A 20,631-nucleotide genomic window follows, 5' to 3' on the forward strand; every position below is an offset into this window, starting at 1 on the left:
GCGAGGGACGTTCGGGTTGACTGTGCTCATGGACCTTCCGACCGTCGACCTGCCGGCCCTGCCCAGGCTGTTGGCCGCGCCCGCACCCGGCTGGGTGGAGACCACCGACGTGCTCGTGGTGGGCTCCGGGGTCGCCGGCCTGACCGCCGCGCTGCACCTGCGCGAGGCGGGGCTGCACGTCACCGTGGTCACCAAGGTCAACATGGACGAGGGTTCGACCCGCTGGGCACAGGGCGGCATCGCCGCGGTGCTCGATCCGACCGACACCCCGGCCGCGCACGCGTACGACACCGAGGTGGCCGGGGTCGGGCTGTGCGATCCGGCGGCGGTCCGGGTGCTGGTGGAGGAGGGCCCGACCCGGCTGCGCGAGCTGATGCGGATCGGGGCCGAGTTCGACCGGAACCCGGACGGCTCGCTGATGCTCACCCGGGAGGGCGGCCACCGGGCCGACCGGATCGTGCACGCCGGCGGCGACGCCACCGGGGCCGAGGTGCAGCGGGCACTGCACGCGGCGGTCCACCGTGACCCGTGGATCCGGCTGGTCGAGCACGCCCTGGTGCTGGACCTGCTGCGCGCCCCCGGTGACGGCCCGGACGGGCTCGGCCCGGCCTGCGGGATCACCCTGCACGTGCTCGGCGAGGGCAGTGAGGACGGCGTCGGGGCGATCCTCGCGCGGGCGGTGGTGCTGGCCACCGGCGGCATGGGCCAGATCTTCGCGGCCACCACCAACCCGGCGGTCTCCACCGGCGACGGCGTGGCGCTCGCCCTGCGGGCCGGCGCGGCGGTCACCGACGTGGAGTTCGTCCAGTTCCACCCGACCGCGCTGATCGTGCCGGCCGGCGCGTCCGGCGCCGCCCGGGCCCAGCAGCCGCTGGTCTCCGAGGCGCTGCGCGGCGAGGGCGCCCACCTGGTCGACGGCGACGGCAAGCGGTTCATGGTCGGCCAGCACGAGCTGGCCGAGCTGGCCCCCCGGGACGTGGTCGCGAAGGGCATCCACCGGGTGCTGCTGGCCACCGGCGCGGACCACGTCTTCCTGGACGCCCGCCACCTCGGCAGGGACTTCCTGGCCCGGCGCTTCCCGACCATCGTGGCGTCCTGCCTGGCCATCGGGGTGGACCCGGCGACCGACCTGATCCCGGTCGCCCCGGCCGCCCACTACGCCTCCGGCGGCGTCCGTACCGACCTGCACGGCCGCACCTCGATCCCCGGCCTGTACGCCTGCGGCGAGGTGGCCTGCACCGGGGTGCACGGCGCCAACCGGCTGGCCAGCAACTCGCTGCTGGAGGGGCTGGTCTTCTCCCGCCGGATCGCCGAGGACGTCGCCACCGGGCTGCCCGAGCAGGCGAAGCCGGCCGAGACCGGCGCCTGGGTGGGCGGCCAGGGCTGGGTGGTGCCGGCCGCGACCACGCCGGCCCTGCAGCGGGCGATGACCCGGGGCGCGGGGGTGCTCCGCTCGGCGGAGAGCCTGGCCGCGACGGCCGGTGCCCTCACCGACCTGGGTCTGGGCCGCGGCGCGCCGCGCACCGCCGACTGGGAGGCGACGAACCTGGTCACCGTGGCGTCGGCGCTGGTCGCCGCCGCGTACACCCGCCGGGAGACCCGGGGCTGCCACTGGCGGGAGGACTTCCCGACGGCCGACGACCGGTGGCTGGGCCACCTGGTCGCGGGGGTCGGGACCGAGGGACGGTTGACCGCGCGGTGGGAGGAACTGCCATGAGGGAGTCGACGGAGCGGGCGCTGCGGGCCGGTGGCCTGGACCCGGAGCGGGTACGGCGGGTGATCGTCGACGCGCTCACCGAGGACCTGGGTCCGGACTTCCTCGACGTCACGAGCGTCGCCACCATCCCGGCCGCGCAGACCGACACCGGTGACCTGGTCGCCCGGGCCAACGGGGTGGTGGCCGGGCTGGCCGTGGCCGCGGCCGTGTTCGAGCTGGTGGGCGAGGTGACCGGCGCCGGCCGTGCGGTCGAGGTGTCGCTGGTGGCGCAGGAAGGGCAGCGGGTGGCGCGCGGCGACGTGCTGGCCACGGTGACCGGCCCGACCCGGCTGCTGCTCACCGCCGAGCGGACCGCGCTCAACCTGCTCTGCCGGATGTCCGGGGTGGCCACCCACACCCGGGCCTGGGCCGACGCCCTGGCCGGCACCAAAGCGATGGTGCTGGACACCCGCAAGACCACCCCCGGCCTGCGTGCCCTGGAGAAGTACGCGGTCCGCGCTGGCGGCGGCACCAACAAGCGGATGGGCCTGCACGACGTCGCCATGATCAAGGACAACCACAAGGTCGCCGCGGGCGGGATCGCCGCCGCCTACCGCCGGGTTCGGGAGGCGTTCCCGGACGTGCCGGTGCAGGTGGAGGTGGACACCCTGGCCGAGGCGGTGGAGGCGGTCGAGGCCGGCGCCGACTTCCTGCTGCTGGACAACATGACCCCGGCGCAGCTGCGCGAGGTGGTCGCGGCGGTGGGCGACCGGGCCGAGTTGGAGGCGACCGGCGGGCTGACCCTGCCGGTGGCGGCCGAGTACGGCGCGACCGGGGTGGACTTCCTCTCGGTGGGCGCGCTCACCCACTCCTCGCCGATCCTGGACATCGCCCTGGATCTGCGCGAGGAATGAGCTGAGCTGGTCTTCGTTCGCGACTGCGGGGCTCGCAAAACCGGCTCACTCCTCGCGCTCACCCGGCGCGACCGCCGTCTAGGCTGCCAGCGTGCTGCTCTGCATCGACATCGGAAACACCAACACCGTGCTGGCGACCTTCGACGGCGACAAGCTGGTGCACTCCTGGCGGATCAAGACCGATGCCCGTTCCACCGCGGACGAGCTGGGGCTGATGTTCCGGGGGCTGCTGGCCGGTGACGCCGTGGAGATCACCGGGGTGGCCGCCTGCTCGACGGTGCCGGCCGCGCTGCGCTCGCTGCGTACCATGCTGGCCCGCTACTACGCGGACCTGCCGAGCGTGATCGTCGAGCCCGGGGTACGCACCGGGGTGCAGCTCGCCATCGACAACCCCAAGGAGGTCGGCGCGGACCGGGTGGTCAACACCCTGGCCGCGTACACCCTCTACGGCGGGCCGTCGATCGTGGTGGACTTCGGCACGACCACCAACTTCGACGTGATCAGCGGCCGGGGCGAGTTCCTCGGCGGCGCCTTCGCGCCGGGCATCGAGATCTCCTTCGACGCGCTGGCCGCCCGCGCCGCCCAGCTGCGCAAGGTGGAGGCGACGAAGCCCCGCTCGGTGATCGGCAAGAACACCGTGGAGTGCCTGCAGGCCGGCCTCTATTTCGGCTTCGCCGGCCAGGTCGACCGGATCGTCGAGCGGATGACCGAGGAGCTGGGCGAGGTGAAGGCGGTGATCGCCACGGGCGGGCTGGCCTCGCTGGTGCTCCACGAGTGCCGCACGATCACCCACCACGAGCCGATGATCACCCTCATCGGCCTGCGCATGGTCTACGAGCGCAACCTCTGATCGTTCGTGGGGATCCGGGGAGCCCGACCGGCTCCGGTCGGTCCGGCCTGATCCCTCCGCCGGTCGGGCTGCCCGGATCCCTTCCTGGTTCAGCGCCGTCGGGAGCGGAAGACGAACGTGCGGTAGGGCAGCTCGACGGTTTCCCGGCCGGCCAGGTCGGGGTGGGTGGCGAAGAGTTCCCGCAGCTTCCGGTCGACCCGCTCCTGCTCGTCCGGCGGGGCGGTGAGCCAGTACGAGCGGGTGTGCAGCATGCCGATCACCTCGTCCGGGGTGAGCGTGGTGGTGTGGGCGAACTCGCCCAGCTCGACCGGCTCGAAGGCGGGGCCGAAGTCGCCGTACTTCTCGGTCACGTCGCCGGCGGTGTCGCCGAGGTGGGCGACCCGGCCCAACTCCGCCACCCAGCCGACCCGATCGTCGCGGGTGTTCCAGATCGGGGCGAAGGTGCCGCCCGGCCGGAGCACCCGGGCGATCGCCGCGTGTGCCGGCTCCTTGTCGAACCAGTGGTAGGCCTGCCCAGCCAGCACCGCGTCCGCCGACCCGTCCGGCAGCGGCACCGCCTCGGCGGTGCCCGCCAGCGGCGTCGTGCCCGGGGTCGCGACCGCCAGTTGCGCCCGCATCTCCGGATCCGGCTCCACGGGTACGACGTCGTGGCCGAGCGCGAGCACCCCGCGGGTGAGGATGCCGGTGCCCGCGCCCAGATCCACCACCCGCGCGGGCGTGGCCAGCCCGTCCAGCGCCCAGCGCAGGGCCGCCTCCGGATAGCGGGGGCGGAACCGGTCGTACGCCGCGGCGGCGACGCCGAAGGAGAGCGCCTGAGTGGGGTCCGTCATGAGCGGCAGGTTATCCCGTAACGCCCACCCAGGGCCTTGAGTACGCTCGGAGCCTGACCCCGCCGATAACTCCTTTCCTGAGGAAGCGTGCCGTGAGCGAGCAGAACGCCCTGCCAGTCGACCCCGCCGACGACCTTCCGGAGCAGATGAAGGTCCGCCGGGAGAAGCGGGACCGGATGCTCGCCGAGGGCGTCGAGCCGTACCCGGTCGGATACCTCCGGACCAGCACGCTGGCCCGGATCCGGGCGCAGTACGCCGACCTGCCCACCGACACCGCCACCGGCGACCGGGTCTCGGTCACCGGCCGGGTGATCTTCGTGCGCAACACCGGCAAGCTCTGCTTCGCCACCTTGCGGGACGGCGACGGCACCGAACTCCAGGCGATGCTCTCGCTGGACCGGGTCGGCGCGGAGCGGCTGGAGGACTGGAAGCGCCTGGTCGACCTCGGTGACCACGTCGGGGTCACCGGCGAGGTGATCACCAGCCGGCGCGGCGAGCTGTCGGTGCTGGTCGAGGAGTGGGCGGTCACCGCCAAGGCGCTGCGCCCGCTGCCGGTGGCGCACAAGCCGCTCAGCGAGGAGGCCCGGGTCCGCCAGCGCTACGTGGATCTGGTCGTCCGGCCGCAGGCGCGGCAGATGGTGCGTACCCGGGCCGCGGCGGTGCGCAGCCTCCGCGACACCCTGCACGCGCAGGACTTCGTCGAGGTGGAGACCCCGATGCTCCAGTTGCTGCACGGTGGCGCGGCGGCCCGCCCATTCGTGACCCACAGCAATGCGCTCAACACCGATCTGTATCTGCGAATCGCGCCGGAACTGTTTCTCAAGCGCGCCGTGGTCGGCGGTGTGGACCGGGTCTTCGAGATCAACCGCAACTTCCGTAATGAGGGCATCGACTCCTCGCACTCACCCGAGTTCGCGATGCTCGAGGCCTACCAGGCGTACGGCGACTACAACACGATGGCCGAGCTGACCCGTAATCTCGTGCAGCAGGCGGCGCTCGCGGTCGCCGGCTCGACGGTGGTCACCCACGCCGACGGCCGCGAGTTCGATCTGGGCGGCGAGTGGCGGTCGGTGACGCTGTTCGGTGTGCTTTCCGAAGCGCTCGGTGAGGAGGTCACCGTGCGCACCGAAAGGTCGCGCCTGGTCGAGTACGCGGACAAGGTCGGGCTCTCCGTCGACCCGAAGTGGGGTCCGGGCAAGCTGGCCGAGGAGCTGTTCGAGGAACTCGTCGTCCCGTCGCTGCAGGCGCCCACCTTCGTGCGCGACTACCCGGAGGAGACCAGCCCGCTGACCCGGGCGCACCGCACCGAGCCGGGCCTGGCCGAGAAGTGGGACCTCTACGTGCTCGGCTTCGAGCTGGGCACCGCGTACTCTGAGCTGGTCGACCCGGTGGTGCAGCGGGAGCGGCTGGTGGCCCAGGCGCAGCTCGCCGCCCGCGGCGACGACGAGGCCATGCGACTGGACGAGGACTTTCTCCGGGCGATGGAGTACGGAATGCCGCCGGCCGGCGGTATGGGAATGGGAATCGACCGGCTGTTGATGGCGCTGACCGGCCTGGGAATTCGGGAAACCATCCTGTTCCCGTTGGTCCGCCCCGAGTAGCCGTGAGGCAGCGCCGCGTCGTTACCGGATCCTATTGACGCGGCAAGCATCGAGGGGGTTATTGTGCTCCTGTATAAACAGGAGCACCACCCTGCTCGAAAGGAATGTGGGGATGGCCAAGCAGATCATTCACAAGCTGGTCGATGACCTGGACGGCGGGGACGCTGACGAGACCGTCAAGTTCGCGCTCGACGGCGTGCAGTACGAGATCGACCTGTCGGCTCCCAATGCCGAGAAATTGCGCGACGTATTCGCTCAGTACATCGCGCACGGCACGAAGGTCGGGCGCGGCGGGGTGGTCGTCGGTGGCCGGGCCGCGCGTGGCCGCGGCGGCGCGACCGCCGACCGCGAGCAGAACAAGGCCATCCGGGCCTGGGCGAAGAAGGCCGGCAAGGACATCTCGGACCGGGGGCGCATCCCGCAGGAGATCGTGGACGAGTACCACGCGAAGGCGGGCCACTGAGCCGACGAGCCGCAGCGGGCGACACCGACGCCGGACCGGAGTGCCACTCCGGGCCGGCGTCGCCGTTTCCGCCCCGCCGCGCCGTCTGTCCGGTCCGTCCCGGCCGTTTCCGCCTCGCCGCGTCGTCTGTCCGGTCCGTCCCCGCCGGTGGCGTGCCGGGCGGGTGCCCACGAAACTTCGGCCGGGACCGGGGAAGAAAACCGTGCCGGGGGCAGTTGTCCACAGGCAGTGGAGAACCTGTCCACAGGTTGTGGATGACCGGCGGTCGGCAGCGACGCCGCCCGCCCCGCCCCGGACACCTCCGGGGAGCCCCCGATCGGGCTTTTCCACCGACGATCGAATTTCGCTCTGCGCGTACAGGCAGGGGTACCGGAACACCTCCTGAGCGTGGACGGTTGTCAGAAACGACGCGTGAACCGGCATTCGCGGGGTCGCACGACCTCAGCGGAGTCGGTCCGCGGCGATAGAGTAAGGAGGCACGGACGCCCGTCCCGGACGTCCGCGCACCGGCCCCGCCAAGATCTAGACCATCAAGGCGCACGGCACGTGAGGAGCACGAGGGCATGTTCGAGCGGTTCACCGACCGAGCGCGACGGGTTGTCGTCCTGGCCCAGGAAGAGGCCCGGATGCTCAACCACAACTACATCGGTACGGAGCACATCCTGCTGGGCCTGATCCACGAGGGTGAGGGTGTCGCGGCAAAGGCCCTGGAGAGCCTCGGCATCTCCCTCGAGGGCGTCCGTCAGCAGGTCGAGGAGATCATCGGCCAGGGCCAGCAGGCGCCGAGCGGGCACATCCCGTTCACGCCGCGGGCCAAGAAGGTGCTGGAGCTGTCGCTGCGTGAGGCGCTGCAGCTCGGCCACAACTACATCGGCACGGAGCACATCCTGCTCGGTCTGATCCGCGAGGGTGAGGGCGTCGCCGCCCAGGTGCTGGTCAAGCTCGGCGCGGACCTCAACCGGGTCCGCCAGCAGGTGATCCAGCTGCTCTCCGGCTACCAGGGCAAGGAGCCGGCCGCGGCGGGCGCCGCGCCGGGTGAGGCCGCGCCGTCGACCAGCCTCGTGCTGGACCAGTTCGGCCGCAACCTGACCCAGGCCGCCCGCGAGGGCAAGCTCGACCCGGTGATCGGGCGCGAGAAGGAAATCGAGCGGGTCATGCAGGTGCTCTCCCGCCGTACCAAGAACAACCCGGTCCTGATCGGTGAGCCCGGCGTCGGCAAGACCGCCGTGGTGGAGGGGCTGTCCCAGAAGATCATCAAGGGCGAGGTGCCCGAGACGCTGAAGGACAAGCAGCTCTACACGCTGGACCTCGGCGCCCTGGTGGCCGGCTCGCGCTACCGCGGTGACTTCGAGGAGCGCCTGAAGAAGGTGCTCAAGGAGATCCGCACCCGCGGCGACATCATCCTGTTCATCGACGAGATCCACACCCTGGTGGGTGCGGGTGCCGCCGAGGGCGCGATCGACGCCGCCAGCATCCTCAAGCCGATGCTGGCCCGTGGCGAGCTGCAGACCATCGGCGCCACCACCCTCGACGAATACCGCAAGCACCTGGAGAAGGACGCCGCTCTCGAGCGCCGCTTCCAGCCGATCCAGGTGGGTGAGCCCTCGCTGGCCCACACCATCGAGATCCTCAAGGGCCTGCGCGACCGCTACGAGGCGCACCACCGGGTGAGCATCACCGACGCCGCCCTGGTGGCCGCCGCCACCCTGGCCGACCGGTACATCTCCGACCGCTTCCTGCCAGACAAGGCGATCGACCTGATCGACGAGGCCGGTGCCCGGATGCGGATCCGCCGGATGACCGCGCCGCCAGACCTGCGCGACTTCGACGAGCGCATCGCCCAGGTGCGCCGCGACAAGGAGTCCGCGATCGACGCGCAGGACTTCGAGCGGGCCGCTCAGCTCCGCGACAAGGAGAAGCAGCTGCTCGGCCAGAAGGCCCAGCGGGAGAAGGAGTGGAAGGCCGGCGACCTGGACGTCGTCAGCGAGGTCGACGACGAGCAGATCGCCGAGGTGCTCGGCAACTGGACCGGCATCCCGGTCTACAAGCTGACCGAGGAGGAGACCTCGCGCCTGCTGCGCATGGAGGACGAGCTGCACAAGCGCGTCATCGGCCAGGAGGACGCGGTCAAGGCGGTCTCGAAGGCGATCCGGCGTACCCGGGCCGGCCTGAAGGACCCGAAGCGCCCGTCCGGCTCGTTCATCTTCGCCGGCCCGTCCGGTGTGGGTAAGACCGAGCTGTCCAAGGCGCTCGCCGAGTTCCTGTTCGGCAGCGAGGACGCCCTCATCCAGCTGGACATGTCCGAGTTCCACGACCGGTACACGGTGTCCCGGCTGGTGGGTGCCCCTCCCGGCTACGTCGGCTACGACGAGGGCGGGCAGCTGACCGAGAAGGTGCGTCGTCGGCCGTTCTCGGTGGTCCTGTTCGACGAGATCGAGAAGGCCCACCCGGACGTGTTCAACACGCTCCTCCAGATTCTGGAGGACGGGCGGCTCACCGACGGCCAGGGTCGGATCGTGGACTTCAAGAACACGGTCATCATCCTGACCACCAACCTCGGTACGCGGGACGTCGCCAAGGCGGTCTCGCTGGGCTTCCAGGCCTCTGAGGACTCCGAGTCGAACTACGACCGGATGAAGCAGAAGGTCAACGACGAGCTCAAGCAGCACTTCCGGCCCGAGTTCCTGAACCGGATCGACGACACCATCGTCTTCCACCAGCTGCGCGAGCAGGAGATCCTGTCGATCGTCGACATCATGATCTCCCGCATCGAGACCCAGCTGAGGAACAAGGACATGGGCCTGGAGCTGACCGACAACGCCAAGAAGTACCTGGCGAAGAAGGGCTTCGACCCGGTGCTGGGCGCGCGGCCGCTGCGTCGCACGATCCAGCGCGACATCGAGGACAACCTCTCCGAGCGGATCCTCTTCAACGAGCTGACCCCGGGTCAGATCGTGGTGGTGGACTGCGAGGGCGACCCGAGCAACATCGACAAGTCGAAGCTCGTCTTCCGGGGCGCCGACCGGCCGGTGGCCGTGCCGGACGCCGTCCCGGCGGACCTCGGTGGCGCCGCCACCGCGGGTGCGGACGAGTAAGACCCAGCGACAGGGCGACGGCCCCGGCAGGCGAAAGCCGCCGGGGTCGTCGCTTTTTCCGCGCCGCGCCCCGCCTGGCCCGGCCGCCCCGCCCTGGCCCGCCCCGCCGGCCAGGCCCGGCGCGGCGCCGGTCCGGCCCCGCCCGCCCCGCCCTCGCGCTTGATCGACTCCGGGTCGGCGATGTGGTGGTGTCGAGGGCGGCATGATGCCGCCAGGTCGGCGAGCTGGCGCTCGGCCCCGCCAGGTGGGCGGCCTGGCATCGCCGAGAAGCCTGTCCGGCGTGGGATCAGGGGTGGCGGAGGGGGATTGGGGGGCCGTCGCCGATCAGGCGGAAGGACTCCTCGCCGACGGGTTCGACCAGCCCGTCGGTGACCAGCCCGGCCAGGGCCCGGGCCCGCTGTACGTCGTCGTGCCACACCTGGTCGAGCCGCTGGTGCGGCACCGGGCCGGTCGCCTCGCGGAGCACCGCGAGCAGCAGGCCGCGTACCTGCCGGTCGGTGCCGGCGTACCGCTGGGGGCGGCGGGTCGGGCCGGCCGGGGCCTCCTGGCCGGAGGCGCGCCAGGCGCAGACGGACTCGACCGGACACACCGTGCAGCGGGGAGTGCGGGCGGTGCAGACGACAGCCCCGAGTTCCATGAACGCCGCGCTGGCCAGGGCCGCCGCAGCGGGCTCCGCCGGCAGCAGTTCCTCGGTGGCCACCAGGTCGGCGGGGCGGGTGGCGGGGCCGGCGTCCGGCTCCCCGGCGATCGCCCGGCAGACCACCCGTCGCACGTTGGTGTCCACCACCGGGTGCCGCTGCCCGTACGCGAACGCCGCGACCGCCCGGGCCGTGTACGTCCCGACGCCCGGCAGGGCCAGCAACTGGTCCAGCCGGTCCGGCACCTCGCCGCCGTGCCGCTCCACGATCGCCACGGCGCAGTCCCGCAGCCGTACCGCCCGGCGGGGGTAGCCGAGCCGGCCCCACATCCGGATCGCCTCGGCCGGGGTGTCCTCGGCCAGCGCCAGTGGTACCGGCCAGCGGGCCAGCCACGCCTCCCAGGCGGGCAGCACCCGGACCACCGGCGTCTGCTGGAGCATGACCTCGCTGACCAGGATGGCCCAGGCGCCGACACCCGGCTTGCGCCACGGCAGGTCGCGGGCGTTCCGCTCGTACCACCGGCTGACCAGGGTGGCGAAGGTGGGCTCAGACATCGCGCTGCCGATCATGTCACGGACGGCCTTCCCGCAGGATGGGCGGGCTGGCCGGGCCCACGCGGCCGACCAGGGCCGACGGGGCAGAATGTCCGGATGAACGAGCTCGCGATCACCGTCATCGGCCGGGACCGGCCGGGCATCGTGGCCGACGTCGCCGAGGCCCTCGCGCGGCTCGGCGCGAACCTCACCGACTCCACGATGACCCGGCTGCGGGGGCACTTCGCGATGACCCTGATCTGCGTGGGCCCGGCCGCCGCCGAGGTCGAGGCCGCGCTGGCCCCGCTCGCCGCGGACGGCCAACTGCTGGCCACCGTACGCGCGGTCACCCCCGACGGGCGGACCGCGCCGGCCGGTGAGCCGTACGTGATGGCGGTGCACGGCGCGGACCGGATGGGCATCGTGGCGGCGATGACCCGGGTGCTGGCCGACTCGGGCGGCAACGTCACCGACCTGAGCACCCGGCTGACCGGGTCCCTCTACGTGGTGGTCGCCGAGGTGGAGTTGCCGCCGGGCAGCTCCGACGAGGTGGCCGGCCGGCTCGCCCGTACCGCTGCCGAGCTGGGCGTGGGCGTCAGCCTCCGGCCGGCGGACCCGGACCTGCTGTGACGGCCGAGTACGTCGGCCTGGGCGGCTGGACCCCCGAGGCGCTGGGCGTGCCCGGCGAGGTACGCCCAGTGGTCGCCGCGCCCGACCCGGTGCTCAGCCGCCCCGGGCCGGAGGTCGACCCGACCTCGGCCGAGGTGGTCCGCCTCGCCGCCGACCTGGTCGCCACCATGCGGGTCTCCCCGGGGTGCGTGGGTCTCGCCGCGCCGCAGGTCGGGGTGAGCGCCCAGGTGTTCGCGGTGGACATCACCGGCCACCCGAAGGCGGTCACGGTGCACGGCACCTTCGTGCTCTGCAACGCGAAGGTGGTGGAGGCGTCCCGCTGGAAGGCCGGGCGCGAAGGCTGCATGTCGGTGCCCGACCTGACCGGCGACGTGAAGCGGGCCAGCCGGCTCGTGGTCGAGGGGGTGCTGCCGGGCAGCGGCGCGCCGGTGCGGCTGGTGACGGACGGCTTCGAGGCGCGGGCGCTCCAGCACGAGATCGACCACTGCGCCGGGCTGCTGTTCCTCGACCGGGTCGCCGGGGCGCACGCCGTCTACCAGCGCAAGGTCTATCTCTGAGCCGTGCTGGCCAGCGTCGCTCACCACCTCGCGCAGCCGGTGGCTGGCCGCGTCCGCCTGCCATTCGGCGTCGCGCTGCGCGCCCGCCCGGAGCCGCTCGGTGACCGGCGGCTGTCGACTGTGGAGGGCGTGCTCGGCCCGGTCCGTCCGCACCGGCGCGTCGCACCCCGCCGCACGCGGTACGCCGCTACGGTGAACGCATTATGCGTATGACGGTCGGCCCCCTGCCACCCGCCGTGTACTGGCGGCGTCGCGCCGTCGTCTTCGGAGCGGGGCTTCTCTTCCTGATTGTCCTGCTCTACTCCTGCGCCAATCCGGATCCCAAGAACACCAACGCGACGGGTGTCGATCCCTCGTCGAAGGCGTCCGCCCCGGCCGCGCAGCCAACCGGGTCGGTGCTGACGCCGACGTCCGACAGCCCGTCCCCGACCCCGGGCGACGCCGGCGGCGGCTCGGACGCCGGGCAGAGCGGCGGGGCGTCGAACGACGTGCCGGCCGCCCCGGTGGTCGATGACGGGACCTGCGCCGACTCCGAGATCAAGGTCACCCCCGTGGCGGTGCCGGCCACCGCCCAGCAGCAGACGATGGTCACCCTCCGGCTCAAGATCAAGAACGTGTCGACCCGTACCTGCAGCCGGGACGTCGGTGCCGACCTGCAGGAGCTGTTCGTCAAGGCCGGCGCGGAGAAGGTCTGGTCCTCGGACACCTGTGGCACCGGCAAGGGCTCGGACGTGCAGTCGTTCACGCCGAACTTCGAGCGCTTCTACGAGCTGGGCTGGAACAGCCGGTACAGCACGAAGTGCGCGAACGGCCTGGCCGACGGCCCCTACGCGCAGCCCGGCACCTACCAGGTCTTCGCCCGAGTGGGCACCAAGCTCAGCGATCCGGTGAAGCTGACCATCACCGGCTGACCGGATGACCGGCGGCCAGCTGACTGCCTGACTGACTGGCCGACCGGCGTCGGCTCAGACGTACCGCTCCAGGATGGACGCCTCGGCGAGCCGGGACAGCCCCTCGCGGACGCCCCGGGCGCGGGCGTCGCCCACCCCCTCGACCGCCTGCAGGTCCTCCACCGTGGCGCCGAGCAGCCGCTGCAGGCTGCCGAAGTGCACCACCAGCCGGTCGACCACGGCTGCGGGGAGCCGGGGCACCTTGGCCAGCAGCCGGAAGCCGCGCGGGCTCACCGCCGCGTCGAGAGCGTCGGAGGCGGACGGGTAGCCGATCGCCTTGGCCACCGAGACCAGGTCGATCAGCTCGGTGGCGCCGAGCAGGTCCAGCTCGACCAGCGCCTCGTCCAGGGTGCGCGACTTGCGACCGATCGGGAGGTAGTCCCGGATGACCAGGGTGCGGTCGGCGTCCACGCCGGCCATCAGCTCGTCGAGCTGAAGGGCGAGCAGCCGGCCGTCGGTGCCCAGCTCCACCACGTATCCGGCGATCTCGTCGGCGATCCGGCGGACCATCTCCAGCCGCTGCACCACGGCCACCGCGTCGCGTACGGTCACCAGGTCCTCGATCTCCAGGGCGGAGAGGGTGCCGGACACCTCGTCGAGGCGGAGCTTGTAGCGCTCCAGGGTGGCCAGGGCCTGGTTGGCGCGGGACAGGATGGCCGCCGAGTCGTCCAGCACGTGCCGCTGACCGTTTACGTAGAGGCTGATGATCCGCATGGACTGGCTCACCGAGATGACCGGGTAGCCGGTCTGCCGGGCCACCCGCTCCGCCGTGCGGTGCCGGGTGCCGGACTCCTCGGTGGGGATGGACGGGTCGGGCATCAGGTGCACGGCGGCCCGGACGATGCGGGTGCCGTCGCTGGAGAGCACCACGGCGCCGTCCATCTTGCACAGCTCCCGGACCCGGGTGGCGGAGAACTCGACGTCCAGCGGGAAGCCGCCGGTGCAGATCTGCTCGACGATCTTGTCGTAACCGAGGACGATGAGCGCGCCGGTGCGGCCGCGCAGGATGCGTTCGAGCCCGTCGCGCAGCGCGGTGCCGGGCGCCATCAGGGCGAGGTTGGCGCGCAGCGGATCCCCGCCGGCGCCGACGCCTCCGGTGACGGTCACGTTGATCGGACGGGCGGGGGAGCCCACCGCGCCGGTGCGGGCGTGCGGCGTCGCCGCGGCGGGCTTGGTGGCATCGCGGTCGATCGGCACGGGCACAGTCTACGGACTGCCCTGCGGTGGGTGCTCTCGTGGTTACTGTGATGTGTCACGATGTCCTGCTTCGGTGATCGGCGACCGGATGCGCGCGCTGTCCGAAATCGCCCAGCCCGTGCCGCCCCCGCCGCCCCACGGTTCACTCCGCGGACGCACGGGCGGCCGCCTGGAGCGCGGCGCGCACGTCCGTGACCTCGATCACGGTCATGTTGTCCGGGGCCACCCCGCTGCTGGTCGGACCGCAGCCGGGTGGCACCAGGGCCAGCCGGAAACCGAGCCGGGCCGCCTCGGCCAGCCGGCGGGGGACCGCGCCGACCCGGCGTACCTCGCCGGTGAGCCCGACCTCGCCGATCGCCACCAGATGCGGGGCGATGGCCAGGTTGAGGCCGCCGGACGCGACCGCGAGGGCCACGGCCAGGTCGGCCGCCGGCTCGACCACCCGGATGCCGCCGACCGTGGCGGCGAAGACCTCCCGGTCGTGCAGGGTCAGCCGCTCGGTCCGCCGCTGGAGCACCGCCAGCACCATCGCCAGCCGGGCCCCATCCAGCCCGGAGACCGTACGCCGGGGCGAGCCGGCGACGGTGGCCCCGATCAGTGCCTGCACCTCGGTCACCAGGGCCCGCCGCCCCTCCATCGCCACGGTGACACAGGTGCCCGGCACCGGCTCGGCGTAGCGGGTCAGGAAGAGCCCGGACGGGTCGGCCAGGCTGCTGATGCCCCCCTCGTGCATCTCGAAGCAGCCCACCTCGTCCGCCGCGCCGAACCGGTTCTTCACCCCCCGGACCATGCGCAGTGACGAGTGCTTGTCGCCCTCGAAGTGCAGCACCACGTCGACCAGGTGCTCCAGCACCCGGGGGCCGGCGACCTGACCGTCCTTCGTCACGTGGCCGACCAGCACGGTGGCGATGCCGCGCTCCTTCGCGACCGCCACCAGGGCCGCGGTGACCGCCCGGACCTGGGTCACCCCGCCCGGCACGCCCTCCGCACCGGTGGTCGAGACGGTCTGCACCGAGTCGAGCACCAGCAGCCCCGGCTTGACCGCGTCGAGATGGCCGAGCACCGCCGACAGGTCGCTCTCGGCGGCCAGGTAGAGCTTCTCGTGCAGGGTGCCCATCCGCTCGGCGCGCAGCCGCACCTGGCTGACCGACTCCTCGCCGCTGACCACCAGAGACGGGCTGCCGGCGTTGGCCGCCCACTGCTGGGCGACGTCGAGCAGCAGCGTCGACTTGCCCACCCCCGGCTCGCCGGCGAGCAGCACCACCGCGCCGGGCACGAGACCACCGCCGAGCACCCGGTCGAGCTCGCTGACCCCGGTCGGCCGGGCCCGGGCCGGCGCGGCGCTGATGGTGGCGATCGGGCGGGCCGGCTCGGCGGGCATCCGGGAGCTGACCACCCGGCCGGAGACCAGCGGGCCGGTGACAGTGCACTCGACCACCGAGCCCCACTCGCCGCACTCCGGGCAGCGCCCGACCCACTTGGGCGGCTGGTGGCCGCAGGCGTCGCACTCGTACGCCGGGCGCGGCTCACGGCTGGCGCCCCGGCTTCGGCTGGTGGCGGTGGTGGTGCGGGACGACGTCGATCGGGAGGTGCTCACGTCAGGACGCTAACCGGGCGGTACGACGAAAGCCCACCCGGAAACGACGACACCGCCGGCGTGGCGCTGGCCACACCGGCGGTGTCGTCGAAGAATGGGTCGGTCAGCTGTGGGTGACGCCCGTGGCGCCGCCCTCCTCCAGGCCACCGGGGTGGCCGGCGCCGCCCTCCTCACGGGGCTGGACGACCGGCGAGGGGCGCGCGGCCGGGGTCAGCGGGACGCCGACCGGGGCTGCGGTCTTGATGGTCTTGCCGTTGCCGAAGTCGAAGGTCAGGACGACCTGCTGGCCGGAGAGGAGCTTGTCGGTCAGGCCGACGAGCTGGAGGAACCGCCCGTTGCTGCTGTTGAGCTGGGCGTAGCCGAGCGCCGGGATCTCGATCCGGGCCGGCTCGGTGGGCGTGGCCGACTCGCTCGGCGAGGCCGACGGGCTGGCCGACTCGGCGGCGCTGGCGGAGGCCGACGGCTCGGTCGGGCTGGGCGACGCGGACATCGGCTCGGTGGCCGACTCGCTCGGGCTCGCCTGGGCGCCGCTCGGGGTACCGCCGTTCAGCACGACGTCGCGGGCGCTCTCGGTGGTGACGGTCACGGTGACCGCGGACCGGCTGTCGTTGTAGATCACCATGTTGAGCGCCGCGTTGCCGCCCGCCGGGTAGCCCTCGACGCCCGGGAACTGCACGTACAGGCCGCGCACGGCGTAGAGGTTGTCGGGGGTCTGGACGCTGACGCCCTGCACCGACGGGATCTTCTTGGCGGTCTCGGCCACCTGGCCGGCGCCACACCCGGACAGCAGCAGGCTCGTCGCCGCCGTACCAGCCAGCAACAGGGCCGCCCGCCGGGAACCCCTGATCGAGCGCGTCACGTCGGTCCTCCTCGTCACGATCCCCACCCGGCCGTACGCCGGGCACGGGGTGGCCATACCCGCGCAGACCGCGCTCCAGGGTAGTTGTAGCTGATCGAGGCCCGCACGCCGACCCGGACATGCCACCTTCCCGGTGACCCGTCAGACCACCCGACCGTTCGCCACCAGCAGGACCACATCGATGAGCGCCACCAGCATCACCGCCCGGAAGGCGGCCACCGGCCGGCCCCCGGGCCGGGTCCCGACCCGTCCGCCGTACCAGCCGAGGGCCGGCACCAGGACGGCGGCGGCGACCGCCGACAGGCCCGCCCACGACGGACGCCCGGGCGGGCCGACGACCAGGACGACGGTGGCCGCGAGGAGCAGCCCGGCGGCGGCCGACCGGCTGCCCGCCGGGCCGAGCCGGTGCGGCAGCCCGCGCACCCCGGTGCGGGCGTCGTCGGCCAGGTCGGGCAGGACGTTGGCGAAGTGGGCCCCGGCGCCCAGGCAGGCGGCGGCGGCCACCAGCCAGACCGGGGGCGTGGGCGCGCCCGGCAGGGCCAGCACCACGAACGCGGGCAGCGAGCCGAAGGAGACCGCGTACGGCAGCACCGAGACGGGGGTCGACTTCAGCGGCCAGTTGTAGAGCAGCCCGGACACCAGCCCGAGCGTCACGCAGAGCGCCGCCACGCCGCCCGTGAGCAGCGCCACCACCGGGGTGGCGACGGCGGCCGCGACGGCGGCGCGGGCGAGGGTACGCCGCCCGACCAGTCCGCTGGCCACCGGCTTGTCGGTACGTCCCACCGTGGCGTCCCGGTCGGCGTCGATCAGGTCGTTGCTCCAGCCGACGGCGAGCTGGCTGGCCAGCACGGTGAGCACCACGGCGGCGATCCCGGCCGGCCGGTGCCCGACGCCCCAGGCCAGCAGCCCGGCCACCACGGTGACCGCAGCGGCCGGCTCTGGATGGCTCGCCCTGATCAGCCCTAACACCGACGACGGCATAAGAGAAGTCTGGTCGTTACCGGGGAGTCGTGCCACGCTCTGTCCATGCGAGACGCACCCGCGGTGTCCACCTCGCCCCGGGTGCTGCCGCCCAACGATCCCCGCCAGTACGACGACCTGGCCGGCGAGTGGTGGCGCCCGGACGGCGCGTTCGCGATGCTGCACTGGCTGGCCCGGGCCCGGGCCGACCTGGTGCCCCCGGCGTCCAGGAGGGACGCCGTCCTGGTCGACCTCGGCTGCGGTGCCGGACTGCTCGCCCCGCACCTGGTCGGCAAGGGCTACCGGCACATCGGGGTGGACCTCACCCGCTCCGCCCTCGACCAGGCCGCCACGCACGGGGTGACTGCGATCCGGGCCGACGCCACCGCGGTCCCGCTCGCGGCCGGCTGCGCCGACGTGGTGTCCGCCGGCGAGCTGCTGGAGCATGTGCCGGACTGGCGACGCGCGGTGGCCGAGGCGTGCCGCCTGCTGCGGCCGGGCGGCCTGCTGGTGCTGGACACCCTCAACGACACCGTGCTGGCCCGGCTCGTCGCCGTGGAGATCGGCGAACGGCTGCCCACCGTGCCGCGCGGCATCCACGATCCACGGTTGTTCGTGGACGCCCGCGCGCTGGTCGCCGAGTGCGCCCGACACGGCGTGGCGCTGCGCTTGCGCGGGATCCGCCCCGAGCTGGGTGGGACGCTGGCCTGGCTGCTGCGCCGGATGCGGAGCGGCGCCACCGACCGTCCGCCCGGGCGGACGCCCCGGATCGTGCCGACCTGGTCCAGAGCCGTGCTCTACCAGGGCCAGGGGGTCCGGCACGGATAGCCGGGGCCGGCCGGGGTAGCGGGACGCCGAGAAGGGGGCGACATGACTGTGCACGCGCTGGAGGCGGCCCGCCGGTTGGCGCCGCGACTGGCCGCCCGCGCGGCGGACCACGACCGGGACGGCTCCTTTCCGGTCGACGACTTCGCCGACCTGCGGGAGGCCGGGCTGTTCGGGCTGATGGTGCCCCGGGAGCTGGGCGGCGCGGGCGCCAGCTTCGCCGGGTACGCCGCCATCGCCACCGAGCTGGCCCGGGGCAACGGTGCCACCGCGCTGGTGTTCAACATGCACGCCTCGGTCACCGGGGCGCTCGGCGCGGTCACCGAGGAGCTGGCCGAGGCACTCGGCGTACCGGACGAGGCGCTGGCCGCCCGGGACCGGCTGCTCCGCGCGGCGGCCGAGGGGGCCTGGTACGCGGTGGCGATGAGCGAGCGCGGTGCCGGCGCCCGGCTGTCCCAGCTCAGCACGGTGTACGAGCCGGTCGACGGGGGCTGGCACATCAAGGGCAGCAAGACCTTCTGCTCCGGTGCCGGGCACCCGGACGGCTACCTGGTGGCCGCCCGCAGCGCCGCCGACCAGTCGGTGGTCTCCCAGTTCCTCGTCCCGGCCGGCGCGGGGATCACCGTCGAGCCCACCTGGGACTCGCTCGGCATGCGCGCCACCTCCTCGCACGACCTGCACCTGGACGTCACCGTGCCCGCCGACCGGCTGCTCGGTGGGGTGGAGGGGCTGGCCCTGGTGGTCGCCCAGCTCATGCCGCACTGGTTGGTGGCCAGCTACGCCGCCGTGTACGTGGGGGTGGCCCGGGCGGCGATCGAGGCCGCCGCCGAGCACCTGAACGCCCGTAACCTGGCCGGTCTGCCGGCGGTCCGGGCCCGGCTGGGCCGGGCGGACGCAGCGGTCGCGGCGGCGGAGCTGGTGGTGGCCGAGGCGGCCCGCCGGGTCGACGAGGCGCCCGGCGACGCGGAGACCAACCGCTGGGTGTGGCGGGCCAAGCTGCTCGCCGGCACCACCGCCGCCGACGTGGCGGCGTCCATGCTGGAGGCGGCCGGCACCTCGGCCACCCGCCGGGGTCACCCGCTGGAGCGGCTCTACCGGGACGCCCGGTGCGGCTCGCTGCATCCGGCGACCTCCGACGTCTGCGCCGACTGGCTCGGCATCGCCGCGCTCGGCGGCGACCCGGACCGCGACGGCTCGACGCCTCGCTGGTGAGCATCGACCGTCCACCGGGGTCACCAATCAGTGCGGCGAGCCGGCCGCGCAGTCGCGAGCGGGACATGGTCGTTGGTGAGCGCGAGGAGTGAGCCGGTTTTGCGTGCCCCGCAGTCGCGAACGGGAGATGGTCGTTGGTGAAGCGTGGGATCGGGAACGAGAGGTGGGCGACATGGCCGTGCCGGTGATCGCGGGGGTGGGTACGGCGTTGCCGCCGGCCACCGGGCAGGACGAGCTCTGGGACGGCTTCTTCGCGAAACACTTCTCCGGGACCACTCACGCCCTGGCCGAACGCATCTTCGCCAACTCCGGAGTGTCCCGCCGGCAGGCGGCGGTGAACCCGCTGCTGGAGGACGTCTCCGAGTGGCCCACCGAGCGCCGGATGCGGCGCTACCAGGTAGAGGCGTTGCCGCTCGGCAAGGAGGCGGTGGGCCGGGCGCTCACCGCCGCCGGCCTGGACGCCGGTGACATCGGGCTGTTCCTGGTCTGCTCCTGCACCGGGTACGCCACCCCGGGGCTGGACATCCTGCTCGCCCGGGATCTGGGCATGGCCCCGGGCACCCAGCGCATGTTCGTCGGCCACATGGGCTGCTACGCGGCCCTGCCGGGGCTCGGCGCGGCCAGCGACTTCGTCACCGCCCGGCGCCGGCCGGCGCTGCTGCTCTGCGCCGAGCTGACGAGCCTGCACATCCAGCCCGCCGGGGTCCGGGTGGACACCCAGCAGATCGTCTCGCACGCGCTCTTCTCGGACGCCGCGGTCGCCGCCGTGCTCGTCCCCGGCGGCCGGGGGTACGCGCTGCGGGAAGTTGCCTCGGTCACCGACACCTCGACCGCCGACCACATGACCTGGGACGTCACCGACACCGGCTTCCGGATGGGGCTGTCGCCGAAGGTCCCGCAGGTGCTCTCGCGCCACGTCCGGCGGCTGGTCGACGAGCTGCTGGCCCGGCACGGGCGGACTGTTTCCGAGGTGGACGGCTGGGCGGTGCACCCGGGCGGCCCGCGCATCCTCAACGTGGTGGACCGCGACCTGGCTCTGCCACCGGACGCCCTCGCGGCGTCCCGGGCCACGCTGGACCAGCACGGCAACTGCTCGTCCCCCACGGTGCTGCTGATCCTGGACCGGCTCCGCCGGGCCCAGACCCCGCCGGAACGGATCGTGATGCTCGCGTTCGGACCGGGCCTGACCCTGTACGCCGCCCTGCTCGACCGCACCGGATGACC

At 73.2% G+C, this 20,631-nt stretch carries 18 protein-coding genes; 12 read left to right on the forward strand and 6 right to left on the reverse strand.

The features are described 5' to 3' along the window. Positions 1-28: 28 nt before the first annotated feature. From FXF52_RS00640 to FXF52_RS00650, 3 genes are all read left to right on the forward strand, one after another. The gene (locus FXF52_RS00640; protein WP_148793147.1) at positions 29-1,717 is read left to right on the forward strand and encodes an L-aspartate oxidase; all 1,689 of its coding nucleotides are present in this window, start codon (positions 29-31) and stop codon (positions 1,715-1,717) included. Continuing rightward, positions 1,714-2,610: a carboxylating nicotinate-nucleotide diphosphorylase gene (gene nadC, locus FXF52_RS00645; RefSeq protein ID WP_148793148.1), complete on the forward strand. Its 897-nt coding sequence runs from the start codon at positions 1,714-1,716 to the stop codon at positions 2,608-2,610. Before FXF52_RS00640 ends, nadC begins: the two co-directional genes overlap by 4 nt. 91 nt (positions 2,611-2,701) lie before the next feature. Continuing rightward, positions 2,702-3,460 (forward strand): type III pantothenate kinase, encoded by a 759-nt coding sequence (locus FXF52_RS00650; protein ID WP_148793149.1) that lies wholly within the window; start codon positions 2,702-2,704, stop codon positions 3,458-3,460. Between the two features lie 89 nt (positions 3,461-3,549). Here the strand turns inward: FXF52_RS00650 and FXF52_RS00655 are convergent, their stop codons facing one another. Beyond that, a complete protein-coding gene (locus FXF52_RS00655; protein ID WP_148793150.1) occupies positions 3,550-4,290 on the reverse strand; it encodes a class I SAM-dependent methyltransferase in 741 nt (246 codons plus the stop codon). A 92-nt stretch (positions 4,291-4,382) separates the two neighbouring features. Here FXF52_RS00655 and lysS point away from each other — a divergent pair, with 92 nt between their 5' ends. The 3 genes from lysS to FXF52_RS00670 all read left to right on the forward strand — a co-directional run bounded on the left by lysS (position 4,383) and on the right by FXF52_RS00670 (position 9,449). After that, the gene (gene lysS, locus FXF52_RS00660) at positions 4,383-5,891 is read left to right on the forward strand and encodes a lysine--tRNA ligase (RefSeq protein WP_148793151.1); all 1,509 of its coding nucleotides are present in this window, start codon (positions 4,383-4,385) and stop codon (positions 5,889-5,891) included. A gap of 112 nt (positions 5,892-6,003) precedes the next feature. Next, positions 6,004-6,354: an Lsr2 family protein gene (locus FXF52_RS00665; RefSeq protein WP_148793152.1), complete on the forward strand. Its 351-nt coding sequence runs from the start codon at positions 6,004-6,006 to the stop codon at positions 6,352-6,354. 563 nt (positions 6,355-6,917) lie between these two features. Then, complete coding sequence (locus FXF52_RS00670; protein WP_148793153.1) at positions 6,918-9,449, forward strand: ATP-dependent Clp protease ATP-binding subunit; 2,532 nt, start codon at positions 6,918-6,920, stop codon at positions 9,447-9,449. Positions 9,450-9,735: 286 nt separating this feature from the next. Here FXF52_RS00670 and FXF52_RS00675 read toward each other — a convergent pair whose 3' ends face one another. Further along, complete coding sequence (locus tag FXF52_RS00675) at positions 9,736-10,641, reverse strand: A/G-specific adenine glycosylase (RefSeq protein ID WP_148793154.1); 906 nt, start codon at positions 10,639-10,641, stop codon at positions 9,736-9,738. Positions 10,642-10,737: 96 nt separating this feature from the next. Between FXF52_RS00675 and FXF52_RS00680 the strand changes: the two genes are divergently transcribed. The 3 genes from FXF52_RS00680 (at position 10,738) to FXF52_RS00690 (ending at position 12,718) form a co-directional block, all read left to right on the forward strand. Beyond that, positions 10,738-11,250 (forward strand): glycine cleavage system protein R, encoded by a 513-nt coding sequence (locus FXF52_RS00680; RefSeq protein ID WP_148793155.1) that lies wholly within the window; start codon positions 10,738-10,740, stop codon positions 11,248-11,250. Further along, entirely contained in the window at positions 11,247-11,807 is a 561-nt protein-coding gene (locus FXF52_RS00685) for a peptide deformylase (protein ID WP_148793156.1), read from the forward strand. The genes FXF52_RS00680 and FXF52_RS00685 overlap by 4 nt, the downstream gene beginning before the upstream one ends. 203 nt (positions 11,808-12,010) lie before the next feature. After that, positions 12,011-12,718 carry a hypothetical protein gene (locus tag FXF52_RS00690; RefSeq protein ID WP_148793157.1) on the forward strand — a complete coding sequence of 236 codons (708 nt, stop codon included), beginning with the start codon at positions 12,011-12,013 and terminating at the stop codon, positions 12,716-12,718. 54 nt (positions 12,719-12,772) lie between these two features. Here FXF52_RS00690 and disA read toward each other — a convergent pair whose 3' ends face one another. From disA to FXF52_RS00710, 4 genes are all read right to left on the reverse strand, one after another. Next, entirely contained in the window at positions 12,773-13,954 is a 1,182-nt protein-coding gene (gene disA, locus FXF52_RS00695) for a DNA integrity scanning diadenylate cyclase DisA (protein ID WP_148793158.1), read from the reverse strand. Between the two features lie 142 nt (positions 13,955-14,096). After that, on the reverse strand, positions 14,097-15,551 hold the full coding sequence (gene radA, locus FXF52_RS00700) for a DNA repair protein RadA (RefSeq protein WP_148793159.1): 1,455 nt from the start codon (positions 15,549-15,551) through the stop codon (positions 14,097-14,099). A gap of 103 nt (positions 15,552-15,654) precedes the next feature. Further along, on the reverse strand, positions 15,655-16,410 hold the full coding sequence (locus tag FXF52_RS00705) for a hypothetical protein (protein ID WP_148793160.1): 756 nt from the start codon (positions 16,408-16,410) through the stop codon (positions 15,655-15,657). Between the two features lie 141 nt (positions 16,411-16,551). Beyond that, positions 16,552-17,391, reverse strand: coding sequence for a UbiA family prenyltransferase (locus tag FXF52_RS00710; RefSeq protein WP_148793686.1), 840 nt, complete (start codon positions 17,389-17,391; stop codon positions 16,552-16,554). Positions 17,392-17,436: 45 nt separating this feature from the next. Between FXF52_RS00710 and FXF52_RS00715 the strand changes: the two genes are divergently transcribed. From FXF52_RS00715 to FXF52_RS00725, 3 genes are all read left to right on the forward strand, one after another. Beyond that, positions 17,437-18,198, forward strand: a complete 762-nt coding sequence (locus FXF52_RS00715; protein ID WP_148793161.1) for a methyltransferase domain-containing protein — start codon at positions 17,437-17,439, stop codon at positions 18,196-18,198. Between the two features lie 42 nt (positions 18,199-18,240). Beyond that, positions 18,241-19,407, forward strand: a complete 1,167-nt coding sequence (locus FXF52_RS00720; protein ID WP_148793162.1) for an acyl-CoA dehydrogenase family protein — start codon at positions 18,241-18,243, stop codon at positions 19,405-19,407. A 172-nt stretch (positions 19,408-19,579) separates the two neighbouring features. Continuing rightward, positions 19,580-20,629, forward strand: coding sequence for a type III polyketide synthase (locus FXF52_RS00725; RefSeq protein WP_148793163.1), 1,050 nt, complete (start codon positions 19,580-19,582; stop codon positions 20,627-20,629). Positions 20,630-20,631: the final 2 nt, after the last annotated feature.

Origin of the sequence: Micromonospora sp. MP36 (assembly GCF_008119785.1) — a bacterium.
GTDB lineage: Bacteria > Actinomycetota > Actinomycetes > Mycobacteriales > Micromonosporaceae > Micromonospora.